This is a genomic window from Streptomyces sp. NPDC039736 (assembly GCF_055596485.1).
Genome location: NZ_JBVIUQ010000002.1, coordinates 48346 through 62562, shown reverse-complemented (window position 1 = coordinate 62562; position 14217 = coordinate 48346). Strand labels below are relative to the sequence as shown.

Sequence of the window (14217 nt, the reverse complement as noted above, 5' to 3'; positions counted from 1 at the left end):
ATTCGGTGCCCCTGGTGGCTCCGGTGCCCCCGGTGGTTCCGGATCAGGGTCCGGTGGCTCCGGTACGTCCGGTGGCCTCAGTGATCCCTGCGATCCCCGTGACCCCCGTGATCCCCGTGATTCCGGAGCGTTCGGTACGGAGCTGGGGGCGCAGGCCGCCCGTTCCCGGGCCGCCGCCGTGCTGCGCGTGCGCAGCCGGGCGCTGACGGCCGCCCTGTTGCCCGCCGCCGCGGCCGTGGTGCTGCTGGCCGGCGGCGTCACCGGGCGGCTTGCGGGCGCGGGCTGGGACCTGGCCCGCTGGGTCGTGTCCGGGACCGCCCTGGTGGTGCTGGTCGTGGGGCTCGTGGTGGCCGCCGTGGTCGCCCGGGCCCGGCCCGCCGTGACGCCCACGGTCGAGCTGAGCGAGAAGTCCGCCCCCGACCTCTACCGGCTCGTACGGGACCTCGCCGCGCGGCTCGACGTGCCCGCGCCCTCCGCGATAGCCCTCACCCCGGACTGCGACAGCTGGCTGGAGGACCGCTCGCACCCCGCCGTGCGCGGGGGCGGCGGTGCCCGCGCCGCCGAGTCCATACGCGGCGGGACCGCCCCGGTGCTGGTCATCGGGTCGCCCTTCCTGTGGTGGATGCGGGTCGCCGAGCTGCGCGCGGTCCTCGCCCCCGTCGTCGCCGGTACGGGACCCGCCGCGCATCCCGGCACGGCCGCCGCCCGCCGTTTCGTCCGGGGGCTCGACGCGGCTCTCGCGATCGCGGCCAAGCCCGGCCAGGGCGTCGTGCGCCGCATCGCCCTCCTTCCGCTCGGGCGGATCTCCCGGTTCCTCCTGGGGGCCTGCCGCGAGCACATCACGCAGTTGGAGCGGGGCGTCGCCGCCGCCGCGTCCGAGCGCGCACAGGCTGTGGACTACGGGCTGCGGATCGCCGCCCAGGAGCAGGTCGGCCTCGCCTACGCCGGCTGGGACCGCCTCCTCACCCGGGTCGCGCTGCCCGCCTGGCGGATGGGCCGCTGGCCCGCCCGGCTCGACGCCGGGGTCGTCTCCGCCCTCACCGAGCTCTCCCGCCGCGACCGGCTCGCCGACGGGTTCGCCTCCCGGCTGGGGGAGCGGCCCGCGTGCGACCTCCTGGAGGAGCCGGGGGCGGTCGACGAGGCCGCCTCGCTGCTGGCGGCCCGGCTGTTCCACGGCGGTCCCGCCGCCGCGGGGCCCGACTGGTCGCCGGTCGACTGGCAGGCGTACCCCGAAGAGGTCGTCGACCGGAAGTGGCGCACCGAGGCGGCCCGGCTGCACCGGGTGCTGGACCGGCTGGGCGCGCGCCGCAGCGGCGGCGACCGTACGGGGCCCACGCTGGCCCGCGTCATGGACCACCTGGCCGCCGAGGCCATAGCGCTCACCGGAGCCCCCGGTCCCGACGACGGCCGCAGCGACGAGGAGCGCAGGGACGCCCTCGCGGCCGGCATCACGGCCGAGGCGGCCCGGGAGGAGGCCGCCGCGCCGACACCGGTGCCGGTGGCGCTGGGGGACGGCCAGGAGTTCATGGACGGCGGGGCCTGGAGCGGCGATCCACTGCCGGTCTTCCCCATCCAGCCGCCCCGGACCGGGCGGGACCTGCTCGCCGACCACGTCACCGCGATGGTGTGCTGCGCCGCGGTGGACACGGCGGGGGCCGCGCCCGGGCTGGACTGGCTGGACGGACCGTCCCTGCTGGTCGACGGCGTCCGGCGCGGTGACCTCGCGGGGCCGGTCCTGAGCCTGGTCGAGGACGGCGACCCCGGCCCCCTCCGGGGCTGGCTCACGGAGATGGGCGTCCGCCCCGAGAAACCGGTCCGCCTGGTCTGACCCCCCGCTCGCCCCCGGCACGGGCGGCGGCCCCCGGGGCCGGCCTGGACGGCATCCCTAGGCCCACGCCGGACGCCACTCCGCGCCCCGCCCCGCCCCCGCACACCCCCGGCCCCCACCCCCGTCCGCCCCGCCGACGAGTCCCACGAACGGAGTAACAGGTTCCGGTTCCCGCCAATTCGCGACGAACGGTGACGGAGTGAGTGCTTTATGTGATGTGCTGGGCCCTTGGAGCTGACAGCCGACGTACCGCTGTTGTCACCGGGCACCGAACGCGGGCCGGTGATGCCGGGGGAAAGCCAGGGAGGGGCGCGACGTGGCGGTGGAGCAGATTCGCTGGGATTCGGGGGCGCTCGCGCACGCCGTGTCGGACCCCTTCGGGCAGGGCCCCCTGCCCTGGCTGCGCGGCGGCGACCAGTACTTCGACGCCGACGGCACCGTCGTCCCCTGGTACGCGGACCTGGACCCGGCCACGGGCGCGAAGGTCCCGCCGCCCCGCCGCACCTCGGGACCCCGCGCCGCCGACGACGTGAACTGCCAGATCAAGGGCTTCACCTCGTCCGGCTCCGTCCGGCCCGGCGGCTCCGTCGACTTCCACGTCACGGTCAACCCGCCGCAGGAGTTCTCGGTCTACGTCTACCGGATCGGCCACTACGGCGGCGCCGGCGCCCAGAAGGTCGACACCAGCCCCCGCCTCTCCGGCATCGTCCAGCCCGCCCCCCTCGCCGTCGACCGCACGGTCTCCTGCCACCACTGGTGGCAGTCCTGGCGGCTGCAGATCCCCGAGTACTGGAGCCTCGGCGCGTACGTCGCCGTCCTGACCAGCGCGGACGGGCACCGCACCCACGTCCCCTTCACCGTCCGCGACGACCACCCCGCCGACTTCCTCCTGCTCCTCCCGGACGTCACCTGGCAGGCGTACAACCTCTTCCCCGAGGACGGCCGCACCGGCGCCAGCCTCTACCACGCCTGGGACGAGCGGGGACGGCTGCTCGGCGAGGAGGACGCCGCCACCACCGTCTCCTTCGACCGCCCCTACGCCGGCCAGGGCCTGCCCCTGCACGTCGGGCACGCCTACGACTTCATCCGCTGGGCCGAGCGCTACGGCTACGACCTCGCCTACGCCGACGCCCGCGACCTGCACGCAGGGCGCGTCGACACCGCCAAGTACCGGGGCCTGGTCTTCCCCGGCCACGACGAGTACTGGTCGGTGCCGATGCGCCGGGCCGTCGAGCGGGCCCGCGACGAGGGCACCTCCCTGGTCTTCCTGTCGGCCAACACCATGTACTGGCAGGTCGAGCTGGGCCCCGCCCCCTCCGGGGCCCCCGACCGCCTGCTGTCCTGCCGCAAGCGCCGCGGCCCCGGAAAGGCCGCCCTGTGGCGCGAGGTCGACAGGCCCGAGCAGCAACTGCTGGGCATCCAGTACGCGGGCCGCGTCCCCGAGCCGAGCCCGCTCGTCGTGCGCAACGCCGAGCACTGGCTCTGGGAGAACACCGGCGCGGGCGAGGGCGACGAGATCGAGGGCCTGGTCGCGGGCGAGGCCGACCGCTACTTCCCCCGCTCCCCCCTCCCGGAGCACCGCGGCCGCATCCTGCTCGCCCACTCCCCGTACCGCGACGGCGAAGGCGCCCTGCGCCACCAGGAGACCTCCCTCTACCGTTCCCCCAGCGGCGCGCTGGTCTTCGCCTCCGGCACCTTCGCCTGGTCCCCCGCCCTCGACCGCCCCGGCCACGTGGACCCCCGCATCCAGAAAGCCACCGCCAACCTGCTCGACCGCATCGCCAAAGGCACCTGAACGGCCCCTCTTCGCGCGCCCCGCCCACCCTGGCCGGGGACTTCCCCCGCGCATACGGGAGAATCGACACCGATTGGCCATATCCACGGGGAGGAACCGTGTCCGGATTCGTAGTAAAGCCCGAACCCGTCGAGGTGCCGGGCCTGGTACACCTGCACACCGGCAAGGTGCGCGATCTGTACCAGAACGAGGCGGGCGACCTCGTGATGGTCGCCAGCGACCGCACCAGCGCCTTCGACTGGGTGCTGCCCACCGACATCCCCGACAAGGGCCGCATCCTCACCCAGCTCTCGCTGTGGTGGTTCGACCAGCTCGCGGACCTGATCCCCAACCACGTCCTGTCCACGGACGTCCCCGCGGGCGCCCCCGCCGACTGGGCCGGCCGCACCCTCGTCTGCACGTCCCTGCGGATGGTCCCCGTCGAGTGCGTCGCCCGCGGCTACCTGACCGGCTCCGGCCTGGTCGAGTACGAGGAATCGCGCACGGTCTGCGGTCTCGCCCTCCCCGAGGGCCTGGAGAACGGCTCCGAGCTGCCCGCGCCGATCTTCACCCCCGCCACCAAGGCCGCCGTCGGCGACCACGACGAGAACGTGAGCTACGAGGAGGTCGCCCGCCAGGTCGGCGCGGAGACCGCCGCCCAGCTCCGCCAGGCCACCCTCGCGGTGTACGGCAGGGCCCGCGACATCGCCCGCGACCGGGGCATCGTCCTCGCCGACACCAAGTTCGAGTTCGGTTACGAGTCCACCGACCCCGGCGACGACGAACCGCAGCTCGTCATCGCCGACGAGGTCCTCACCCCGGACTCCTCCCGTTTCTGGCCGGCCGCCGACTGGCAGCCCGGCCGCGCGCAGAAGTCCTTCGACAAGCAGTTCATCCGCGACTGGCTGTCCTCGGAGGCCTCCGGCTGGGACCCGAAGTCCGAGAACCCGCCGCCCGCCCTGCCGCAGGAGATCGTGGACGCCTCCCGGGCCAAGTACGTCGAGGCGTACGAGCGCCTGACCGGCCAGAGCTGGTCGTAGACCGCCGAAGGGGCCTCGGCGCCGCCCCCCGGGGCCCCGCGGCACACGAAAAGGACCCCGCAGCACGCGCAGACGGCCTCGCAGCACGCGCAGGCGGCCCCGCAGCGCACGAAGAAGGCCCCGGTCGCGATGACCGGGGCCTTCTTCCTTCGGAGCGGACGACCAGGTTCGAACTGGCGACCTCAACCTTGGCAAGGTTGCGCTCTACCAACTGAGCTACGTCCGCGTTGCGCCGTGGCGCGAGGACAACTATACCCAACCCCGCTCGCGTGCGAGACGCACCGCCGCGTGCCGGTTCTCCGCCCCCAGTTTCGACGCCGCCGACGACAGGTAGTTCCGTACGGTCCCCCGGCTCAGCGCGGCCCGTTCGGCGATCTCCGCGACCGGCGCCCCGTGCGCCGCCAGCTCCAGCACCTCGGCCTCCCGCGCGGTCAGCGGCGAGTCCCCGGCCGCGATCGCGTCGGCCGCCAACTCCGGGTCCACATAACGGTTTCCGGCGCACACGGTACGGATGATCTCGGCCAGCCGCTGAGCGCTCACGGTCTTCGGCACGAACCCCCGCACCCCCGCCTCCAGCGCCCTCTTCAGGTGCCCCGGCAGCCCGTGACTGGTCACGATCATGGTCTTGCAGTCGGGCAGTCCGGTGCGCAGCGATGTGGCCACCGCCACACCGTCCAGCCCCGGCATCTGGAGATCCAGCACCGCCACGTCCGGCCGGTGCTGGAGCGCCATGGCCAGCGCCTCGGGCCCGGTCGCCGCCTCCGCGACCACCTCCAGGTCGTCCTCCAGCGCGAGCAGCGCGGCCAGCGCCCCCCGGATCAGGTGCTCGTCGTCGGCGAGCAGTACGCGTACGGCGCTCACGCGGCATCCGCCCCCGCCGCGCCCGAACGCCTGAGGAGCCCCTTTGTGCGGGGTGCCGCTGTTCGCCGGGCCATGCCCTCGCCTTCCTTTCCGGTACGTGCGTCGGTGTCGTCCGGCGCGGACAGCGGAACCTGCGCCCGCACCCGGAACAGGCCGTCCTCGGCGGCCCCCGCGACCAGCGTGCCGCCCACCGCGGCGAGCCGCTCGCGCAGCCCCGCGAGCCCCGATCCGGCGGAGCTCACGGTCGCCCCGGCCGCGGCCCCGTCGTTCTCGACGACCAGCACCGCCCGCACCCCGTCCGAGGTCAGCCGCAGGGTGCAGACCCGGGGGTTCCCGTGCCGCAGGACGTTGGTCGTGGTCTCCCGGACCACCCAGCCGAGCGCCGACTGCACGCCGGGCGGCAGCTCGGCGGCGAGGCCGTCCTCCACGACGCAACTGATCCCGGCGGCGGCCAGCACCCCGCGCGCGCCCTCGATCTCGTTGCGCAGATCGGCCTGACGGTACCCGCGCACGACCGCCCGCACCTCGCGCTGCGACTCCTGCGCGATCCGCTGCACCTCGGCCATCTGCGCCACCGCCTCGGGCCTGCCCCGCTCGGCGAGCTGCACGGCGAGCTCGCTCTTGAGCGCGATGACGGCCAGGTTGCGGCCCATCACGTCGTGCAGGTCCCGTCCGAACCGCAGCCGCTCCTCGGCGACGGCGAGCCGGGCCTCGGTGTCCCGGGCCCGGTCCAGTTGCCAGACCAGCGACATGAACCAGAGCGTGGAGCGGAAGGCGCCCAGCCCGTAGAGGCCGGCCAGGACGATCGTGACCCCGGTGGCCGCGGCGAGGGGGCGGTCCCCCGTCACCGTTCCCACGACGACGCCCGTCAGCACCGCCGACGCGACCGTTCCTACGGTCAGCCGCAGCGCCGTCGACAGGGCGCACAGGGAGACAGCGGTCGTGCTGAGGCCGAACATCACCATCAGGACGTAGTTCGACTCGCTGTCACCGCCCGCACTGAGCCCGCCGGTGGCCTGGAGCGTCACGGCCAGGACGAGGAAGGCGACACCCAGCACCAGGGACACCGCGCCGGTCCGCCACGGGGCCGGCGCGCCGTGCAGCCGGTGGGCGAAACTGCGCCTGACGGCGTGCATGGAGAGCACGGTCTGCACCAGGGCCAGCGCCATTAGCCCCTGCGCCAGTGCGACCGGACCCGGCTCCCGGACGAGATGACCGCCGAAGGGACTCATGACGCCGAGGCACATGAACCACGGCAGCGAGTACATCGTCACCCGCATGTACAGGTCCATCTTCGCGGCCCTGCTGCGCCCCCGCCAGAAGCCCTTCATCCCCGTCTCCGTCCTCGGAACCGGCCCCCGCCCCGGACCGGGACGGTGGCCGATGTCCTACCGCCGCGGCTCCCAGTGGAACCGCTTCTTGGCCGTGTACACCGACAGTACGGTCCAGGCCGCCACGACGACCACGTCGCCCAGCGCCCCGGCCCAGGTCAGCCCGCCCGACCAACCGCCCCGCATCAGCTCCACCACCGGGGAGAACGGCAGCAGTTCGCAGATCCGTGCGGCGGTGTCCGGCAGCGCCTCCAGCGGGAAGAACAGCCCGGAGCCGAACATCGACAGGAACATCACCGGCGCGATGGTGAGCTGCGCCCCCTCCGCGCTCTTCGTGAACGCCGTGGTCGCGATCGCCAGCAGCACCGCGAGCCCGATCCCGAGCACGATGCCCGCCACCACGAAGAGCACGTTGGACGGCGTCTCCGCGTCCAGCAGCAGCACCCCGGCCGCCAGCAGCAGCACGCTCTGCACCAGCCCCGCCACCAGCGCGGCGACGGAGGTGCCCGCCAGGATCTCGATGTCGCCCTGTTCCCCGGTCCGCAGCCGCTTGAGCACCAGCTCCTCGCGCCGGGTGACGTAGGTGCCGACCAGCGTGGTGTAGATGCTGCCGATCATCACGTACGTCAGTGCCGTCGGAATCAGCATCGTGCCGAGCGACAGCCCGTACTTCTCCAGGTCCATGCCCTTGGCGACCGACAGGGAGGAGAGGGTCAGGACGACCGGCATCACCAGGATCATGACCAGGCTGGCCTTGTTCCGTCCCAGCAGGGTGAGTTCGGCCCGCGCCATGGCCTTCATCCGGCCCGCGGCCGTGGTGAGCGTCGCGGCCGCGGCCGTTCCGGGTGCGCCCTGCTTCAGCGTCGTCGTGCTCATCGCGCCGCCACCTCTTCCTTCGTCGTCGTGTCCGCCGTTGCCTTCGCGTCCCGCGCGATGTGCAGGAAGGCCTCCTCCAGCGAGGCCGACCGCACATCGAGACCGCGCAGCTCCACCCCCGCGGTCTCCGCCCAGACCAGCAGCCCGGTGGCCGCCCGTTGCAGGGCCGGCGTCGTCAACTGGACGTTCCGGCCGGTCAGTCGGTGCTCCGTGACGCCCAGATGCCCGAGCGGCGGCAGGTCCCCCATGTGGTACCCGTCCGGCAGCTCGAAGCTGATCCGCGACGGATGCGCGGCCACGACCTCGTCCACCCGCCCCTCGGCGGCGATCCGGCCCCCGTGCATGATCGCCAGCCGGTCGGCCAGCTCCTCGGCCTCCTCCAGGTAGTGCGTCGTCAGCAGCACGGTCGTGCCCTGCTCCCGCAGCTCCCGCACCAACTCCCAGGTCTCCCGCCGCCCTTCGGCGTCCAGACCGGTGGTCGGCTCGTCCAGGAAGAGCACCTCGGGCCGTCCGAGCACCGCCATGGCCAGGTCCAGCCGCCGCCGCTCGCCGCCGGAGAGCTGGACCACGCGTACGGCGTGACGCCTGCCGAGACCCACCAGCTCCAGCGCCTCCTCGACCGGACGCGCCCCGCTCGTGCAGCCCGCCCACATCCGCGCGGTCTCCAGCACCGTCAACTGGGCGGGGAAACCGCCCTCCTGGAGCATCACGCCGACGTACGGGCGCACCTTCGTGCGCTCGGTGTACGGGTCGTGGCCCAGCACCCGGACGGAACCGCCGCTCGGTGCGGCCAGGCCCTCCAGCAGCTCCAGCGTGGAGGTCTTGCCCGCCCCGTTCGTCCCCAGCAGTGCGAAGAGTTCGCCGCGTGCCACGGAGAAGGAGACGGAACGGACGGCCTCGAACCCTCCGGCGTAGGTCCGCCGGAGCCCCTCGACGTCGATGACAAGCTCTGCGTTGGTGGTCATGTCCCAAGGCTCCCGCCGGCCCGGGTCCGGGGGCAGTGCGCGCTGTCACGACTCCCGATGACAAATGTCATGAGCGGATCGGTCATGAGCGGCCGGTCGTGAGCAGCCGGTCGTGAACGGTCGGGGGAACGCAGAAGGCCCCAGTCGTGACGACTGGGACCTTCTGACTTCTGGAGCGGACGACCAGGTTCGAACTGGCGACCTCAACCTTGGCAAGGTTGCGCTCTACCAACTGAGCTACGTCCGCAAGGGGTGGTGCTTGGTGGTGCTTGCTCACCCTACCCGATGCTCCGGGGCTTCCGGAAACCGGTTCAGGCGATGCAGAGCGGGTGACAGGAATTGCACACTGCGCCTTCCCTCTGGAAGAGGGATGTTCTACTACTGAACTACACCCGCACGCTGCGTGAGGCGAGGCCCTGCGGCCTTGCCCTTCGGCGTGCTCCAGACTTTAGCCCAGGTACCGGGGTGTGATGCAAATCGGTTCCCGCGGCCCCGGGCGGACCGCCCGGAGACCTGTCGCTCCGTCAGGACGCCGTCGTGCGCGGCCGATGGCGCGTTCTCGTCAGGACGCCTCGGTGAACGCCTCGTAGACCTTCTTCGGGATGCGGCCCCTGGCCGGCACCTCCATCCGGTGCGACCGGGCCCAGGCGCGCACGGCGGCGGGGTCGGGGGCCACCGCGGTGTGCCGGTACACATTGCCCGACTTCGCGTGCTTTCGCGCCGCCGCCACGTAGGGCTTCAGCGCCGCGCGCAGTTTCTTTGCATTGGCGGGATTGAGGTCGATCTCGTACGACTTCCCGTCGAGGCCGAAGGTCACCGTTTCCGCTGCTTCTCCTCCGTCGATGTCGTCGAAGAGCGTGACCACTGTGCGTTGAGCCACGGATATCGGTCCTTCCTGGCGGACGAGTACCGGCAGGAGACCGATGTCACCGCGCTGACGTGCGGCGATGGTGGCCTTCCTGCGGGTTTGAAGCAAGGTGAACGCAATGCTGCTTTCCCTTGTATTCCTTTGTACAGGGGGAGGCATTGCATTGTGAAGCCCAGTCAATTCCGTCCGCGTGTCCGAGGGCAATGCGGGGCGCTGCTTTTTTCCCTGATTTTTCCTCGCGCAGTCGGCGCCGATACCGGAACGTGATCGTTCGGGATGATATCTACCCGCGTAGAATTTTTGGGCGGGTACGCTGGGGAAACCGCCTTAAGCACCACACCACACCGGGAGTGCCAGTGGCACGCGTCGTAGTCGACGTCATGCTCAAGCCCGAGATTCTCGACCCGCAGGGACAGGCGGTGCAGCGTGCACTGCCCCGTCTCGGCTTCAAGGGAATCGCGGACGTCCGCCAGGGGAAGCGTTTCGAGCTGGAGGTGGAGGGGCCGGTCGACGAGGCCGCCCTCGCCCGCATCCACGAGATGGCCGAAACGTTCCTCGCCAACACCGTCATCGAGGACTTCACCGTGAAGGTGGAGGAGGAGAAGTGACTTCCCGCATCGGCGTCGTCACCTTCCCCGGCACGCTCGACGACCAGGACGCGCTGCGCGCCGTCCGCCTCGCCGGGGCCGAGCCGGTGTCCCTCTGGCACCGCGACAAGGACCTCCACCAGGTCGACGCGGTGGTCCTCGCCGGGGGGTTCTCCTACGGCGACTACCTGCGGGCCGGCGCCATCTCGCGCTTCTCGCCCGTGATGGACACGATCATCGAGCAGGCGAAGGCCGGCCTGCCGGTCCTGGGCATCTGCAACGGCTTCCAGGTCCTCACCGAAGCCCACCTGCTGCCCGGCGCGATGCTCCGGAACAACCACCTCCACTTCATCTGCCGCGACCAGAAGCTGCGGGTGGAGAACGCGGAGACCGCCTGGACCCTCGACTACGAGCAGGGCCAGGAGATCTCCGTACCGCTGAAGAACATGGACGGCCGGTACGTCGCCGACGAGCGCACGCTCGACGAGCTGGAGGCCGAGGGCCGGGTGGCGTTCCGCTACCTGCCCGACGACGGGGCCACCGGCGCGTACGTGAACCCCAACGGCTCGCTCCGGGACATCGCCGGCATCACCAACGCGGCGGGCAACGTCGTCGGTCTGATGCCGCACCCCGAGCACGCCGTCGAGCCCCTGATCGGTACGGGCCGTACCGACGGGCTCGGATTCTTCACCTCGATCCTGAAGAAGCTGGTCACCGCATGAGCCTCGACACCGTCAAGCACGCGGCCGAGACGCCCGACGTCGAGCTGCCCTGGAAGGAACTCGGCCTCAAGGAGGACGAGTACGCCAAGATCCGCGAGATCCTCGGCCGCCGTCCCACCGGCGCCGAGCTCGCCATGTACTCGGTGATGTGGTCCGAGCACTGCTCGTACAAGAGCAGCAAGGTCCACCTCAAGCAGTTCGGCGAGAAGGTCCCGGCCAACGACGCCATGCTCGTCGGGATCGGCGAGAACGCCGGTGTGGTCGACGTCGGCCAGGGCTACGCGGTCACCTTCAAGGTCGAGTCGCACAACCACCCCTCGTACATCGAGCCCTACCAGGGCGCGGCCACCGGCGTCGGCGGCATCGTCCGCGACATCCTCGCGATGGGCGCCCGCCCGATCGCGGTGGTGGACCCGCTGCGCTTCGGCGCGGCCGACCACCCGGACACCAGGCGCGTCCTGCCGGGCGTTGTGGCGGGCATCGGCGGCTACGGCAACTGCCTCGGCCTGCCGAACATCGGCGGCGAGGTCGTCTTCGACGCCTGCTACCAGGGCAACCCGCTGGTCAACGCCGGCTGCATCGGCGTCATGAGGCACGAGGACATCCACCTCGCGCAGGCCTCCGGCCCCGGCAACAAGGTCATCCTGTACGGCGCCCGGACCGGCGGCGACGGCATCGGCGGCGTCTCCGTGCTGGCCTCGGAGACCTTCACGGATGCATCAGCGGCTGACGCCGCGGGCGCCAAGCCCGCCAAGCGGCCCGCGGTCCAGGTCGGCGACCCCTTCCAGGAGAAGCTCCTCATCGAGTGCACCCTGGAGATCTTCCGGGAGAAGCTGGTCGCGGGCATCCAGGACCTGGGCGGCGCCGGTCTCTCCTGCGCCACTTCGGAGCTGGCCTCGGCCGGGTCCGGCGGCATGCGGGTCGAGCTGGACACCGTGCCGCTGCGCGACTCCTCCCTCTCGCCCGAGGAGATCCTCATGAGCGAGTCGCAGGAGCGGATGTGCGCGATCGTCGAGCCGCAGCACGTCGACCGCTTCCTGGAGATCTGCGAGAAGTGGGACGTCATCGCCACCGTCATCGGTGAGGTGACCGACGGCTCGCAGCTCGAGATCTTCTGGCACGGCGAGCAGATCGTGGACGTGCCGCCGCGGTCCGTGGCCCACGAGGGCCCGACGTACCACCGGCCGTACGCCCGTCCCTCCTGGCAGGACGCCCTCCAGGCGGACGACGCGAACAAGCTGGCCCGGCCGTCCGACGGCGCCGAGCTGCGCGAGCAGGTCCTCAAGCTGGTCGCCTCGCCCAACCAGGCCTCCAAGGCGTGGATCACGGAGCAGTACGACCACTTCGTGCAGGGCAACACGGTGCTCGCCATGCCCGAGGACGCGGGCATGGTGCGCATCGACGCCGAGACCGGCCTCGGCGTCACGATGTCGACGGACGGCAACGGGCGCTACGCCAAGCTGGACCCGTACACGGGCGCCCAGCTCGCGCTCGCCGAGTCGTACCGGAACGTCGCGGCGACCGGTGCGAAGCCCCTCGCCATCTCGGACTGCCTCAACTTCGGCTCCCCCGAGGACCCGGACGTGATGTGGCAGTTCGCCGAGGCCACCCGCGGTCTCGCGGACGGCTGCCTGGAACTGGGAACTCCGGTGACCGGCGGCAACGTCTCCCTCTACAACCAGACCGGTGAGACCGCGATCCACCCGACGCCGGTCGTCGCGGTCCTCGGTGTGATCGACGACGTCGCGCGCCGCACGCCGATGGCGTTCGCGCAGGAGGGGCAGTTGCTGTACCTCCTCGGCGACACGCACGAGGAGCTCGGCGGGTCCGCGTGGTCGGAGGTCGTGCACGGCCACCTCGGCGGGATGCCGCCGAAGGTCGACCTGGCGCGCGAGAAGCTGCTCGCCGACATCCTGATCTCGGCCTCGCGCGACGGAATGGTCGACGCCGCCCACGACCTCTCCGACGGCGGGCTGGTCCAGGCCGTCACCGAGTCCTGCCTGCGGGGCGGGAAGGGCGCGCGGCTGGTCGTCCCGGACGGGCTCGACCCGTTCGTCTTCCTGTTCTCGGAGTCGGCGGGCCGTGCGGTCGTGTCGGTCCCGCGCAGCGAGGAGCTCCGCTTCAACGACATGTGCGGGGCGCGCGGTCTGCCCGTGACGCGCATCGGTGTCGTGGACGGCGACGAGATCGAGGTCCAGGGGCAGTTCAGCATCGCGCTGAGCGAGCTGAAGGACGCGCACGAGGCGACGATTCCGGCCCTGCTGGCCTGAGTCCCGCCGGTTCGGCGTTCTCGCGCGTGCGGCCCCGTCCCGGGGTGACCGGGGACGGGGCCGCACCCGTGCGGTGCGCGGGGCCGCTGTCAGTGGCCTCCTCTAACCTCGGGGACATGGCACAGAACGCTCGCTCCACGCCCGGCCGCAAGAAGCCGCGCGCCTACGACCCGGTGAAGATCCGGGCCGCCGTGCTCGCGCAGTTCGGGCTTGTCAGGGAGGTCGTCGAGGGGCTCTCCGAGGAGCAGCTCGCGCGGCCGGGCGGCGTGGGGGAGCGGTCGGTGCGGGAGCTGGCCGCGCGGGTGCCGACGGCGCTGGAGTCGGCCGTGCGGAGCCTGGCGGAGCCGGCGCGGGGCGCCGCCGAAGTGGGCCTGCTGGACTGGCCGTTCGCCATGGCGAAGCACGGCGTCCGGATCTCCGAGGACGGGGCGGGGAGCGCCCAGGACGCGGAGGGGACGGCCGAGGACACCGCGGGGCCCGCCGCGGACGTGCCGGTCGCCGAGCTGTACGCGAGGGCCGCCGCCGCCGTCGCCGAAGCGCTCCCCGGCGCGGACGGCGACCGCGTCGTCCCCACCCGGGTCGGCGCGATGCGCTTCGCGGACTTCCTGGTCACCCGTACCGTCGAGCTGGTCGTGCACAGCGACGACCTGGCGCGGGCCACCGGCGTCGAGGTCCCGTTCGACCGGCAGGCCCTCGCCGCGTGCACCCGGCTGCTCGCCGACGCCCTCGCGGTGAAGGCCCCCGGAGCCTCCACCGAGGTGCGGATCCCGCCGTTCGCGGTGGTGCAGTGCATCGAGGGCCCGAGGCACACCCGGGGCACCCCGCCGAACGTGGTGGAGACCGACCCGCTGACCTGGGTGCGGCTGGCCACAGGACGTGCACAATGGGCCGCCGCCGTCGAGAACGCGCAGGTCAAGGCCAGTGGCGAGCGTGCTGATCTGATGGGGGTGCTGCCGATTCTGGGATGAGGGGGAACGCCTGCCGCGGGGGAAGTGGAACCGGATCCGCCACCCGTTCCGTCACAGCGGCATGCAGAAGACGCCGAAGCTCACGACGCCGAAGCCCAGTACGCCGAAGCCCACGACGCCGAAGCTC

Annotated in this window: 12 protein-coding genes and 3 tRNA genes; 7 read left to right on the top strand and 8 right to left on the bottom strand. The window is 72.2% G+C overall.

What is annotated here, in order from left to right:
• The first annotated feature begins 187 nt into the window (after positions 1-187).
• The 3 genes from ACZ56L_RS05220 (at position 188) to ACZ56L_RS05210 (ending at position 4642) form a co-directional block, all read left to right on the top strand.
• A complete protein-coding gene (locus ACZ56L_RS05220; protein WP_471061819.1) occupies positions 188-1828 on the top strand; it encodes a M48 family metalloprotease in 1641 nt (546 codons plus the stop codon).
• A 316-nt stretch (positions 1829-2144) separates the two neighbouring features.
• The gene (locus tag ACZ56L_RS05215; RefSeq protein WP_471061816.1) at positions 2145-3623 is read left to right on the top strand and encodes a N,N-dimethylformamidase beta subunit family domain-containing protein; all 1479 of its coding nucleotides are present in this window, start codon (positions 2145-2147) and stop codon (positions 3621-3623) included.
• A 98-nt stretch (positions 3624-3721) separates the two neighbouring features.
• On the top strand, positions 3722-4642 hold the full coding sequence (locus ACZ56L_RS05210) for a phosphoribosylaminoimidazolesuccinocarboxamide synthase (RefSeq protein ID WP_345220617.1): 921 nt from the start codon (positions 3722-3724) through the stop codon (positions 4640-4642).
• Positions 4643-4795: 153 nt separating this feature from the next.
• Here ACZ56L_RS05210 and ACZ56L_RS05205 read toward each other — a convergent pair.
• The 8 genes from ACZ56L_RS05205 to ACZ56L_RS05170 form a co-directional block, all read right to left on the bottom strand.
• A tRNA-Gly gene (locus ACZ56L_RS05205) sits at positions 4796-4868 on the bottom strand.
• A gap of 23 nt (positions 4869-4891) precedes the next feature.
• Entirely contained in the window at positions 4892-5503 is a 612-nt protein-coding gene (locus ACZ56L_RS05200; RefSeq protein ID WP_345220615.1) for a response regulator transcription factor, read from the bottom strand.
• Entirely contained in the window at positions 5500-6834 is a 1335-nt protein-coding gene (locus ACZ56L_RS05195) for a sensor histidine kinase (RefSeq protein ID WP_471061811.1), read from the bottom strand. The genes ACZ56L_RS05200 and ACZ56L_RS05195 overlap by 4 nt, the downstream gene beginning before the upstream one ends.
• Before the next feature lie 57 nt (positions 6835-6891).
• A complete protein-coding gene (locus ACZ56L_RS05190; protein WP_471061808.1) occupies positions 6892-7710 on the bottom strand; it encodes an ABC transporter permease in 819 nt (272 codons plus the stop codon).
• Positions 7707-8675, bottom strand: a complete 969-nt coding sequence (locus tag ACZ56L_RS05185; protein WP_471061805.1) for an ABC transporter ATP-binding protein — start codon at positions 8673-8675, stop codon at positions 7707-7709. Before ACZ56L_RS05185 ends, ACZ56L_RS05190 begins: the two co-directional genes overlap by 4 nt.
• Before the next feature lie 171 nt (positions 8676-8846).
• Positions 8847-8922, bottom strand: a tRNA-Gly gene (locus tag ACZ56L_RS05180).
• A 77-nt stretch (positions 8923-8999) separates the two neighbouring features.
• Positions 9000-9071, bottom strand: a tRNA-Gly gene (locus ACZ56L_RS05175).
• Positions 9072-9237: 166 nt separating this feature from the next.
• On the bottom strand, positions 9238-9555 hold the full coding sequence (locus ACZ56L_RS05170) for a histone-like nucleoid-structuring protein Lsr2 (protein WP_345220606.1): 318 nt from the start codon (positions 9553-9555) through the stop codon (positions 9238-9240).
• Positions 9556-9899: 344 nt separating this feature from the next.
• Between ACZ56L_RS05170 and purS the strand changes: the two genes are divergently transcribed.
• The 4 genes from purS to ACZ56L_RS05150 all read left to right on the top strand — a co-directional run bounded on the left by purS (position 9900) and on the right by ACZ56L_RS05150 (position 14090).
• Positions 9900-10151 (top strand): phosphoribosylformylglycinamidine synthase subunit PurS, encoded by a 252-nt coding sequence (gene purS / locus ACZ56L_RS05165; RefSeq protein ID WP_266651644.1) that lies wholly within the window; start codon positions 9900-9902, stop codon positions 10149-10151.
• Positions 10148-10852: a phosphoribosylformylglycinamidine synthase subunit PurQ gene (purQ, locus tag ACZ56L_RS05160; RefSeq protein WP_345220601.1), complete on the top strand. Its 705-nt coding sequence runs from the start codon at positions 10148-10150 to the stop codon at positions 10850-10852. Before purS ends, purQ begins: the two co-directional genes overlap by 4 nt.
• Entirely contained in the window at positions 10849-13122 is a 2274-nt protein-coding gene (gene purL, locus ACZ56L_RS05155) for a phosphoribosylformylglycinamidine synthase subunit PurL (protein ID WP_471061798.1), read from the top strand. Before purQ ends, purL begins: the two co-directional genes overlap by 4 nt.
• Before the next feature lie 116 nt (positions 13123-13238).
• Positions 13239-14090, top strand: coding sequence for a sterol carrier family protein (locus ACZ56L_RS05150; RefSeq protein ID WP_471061795.1), 852 nt, complete (start codon positions 13239-13241; stop codon positions 14088-14090).
• The last annotated feature ends 127 nt before the right edge of the window (positions 14091-14217 follow it).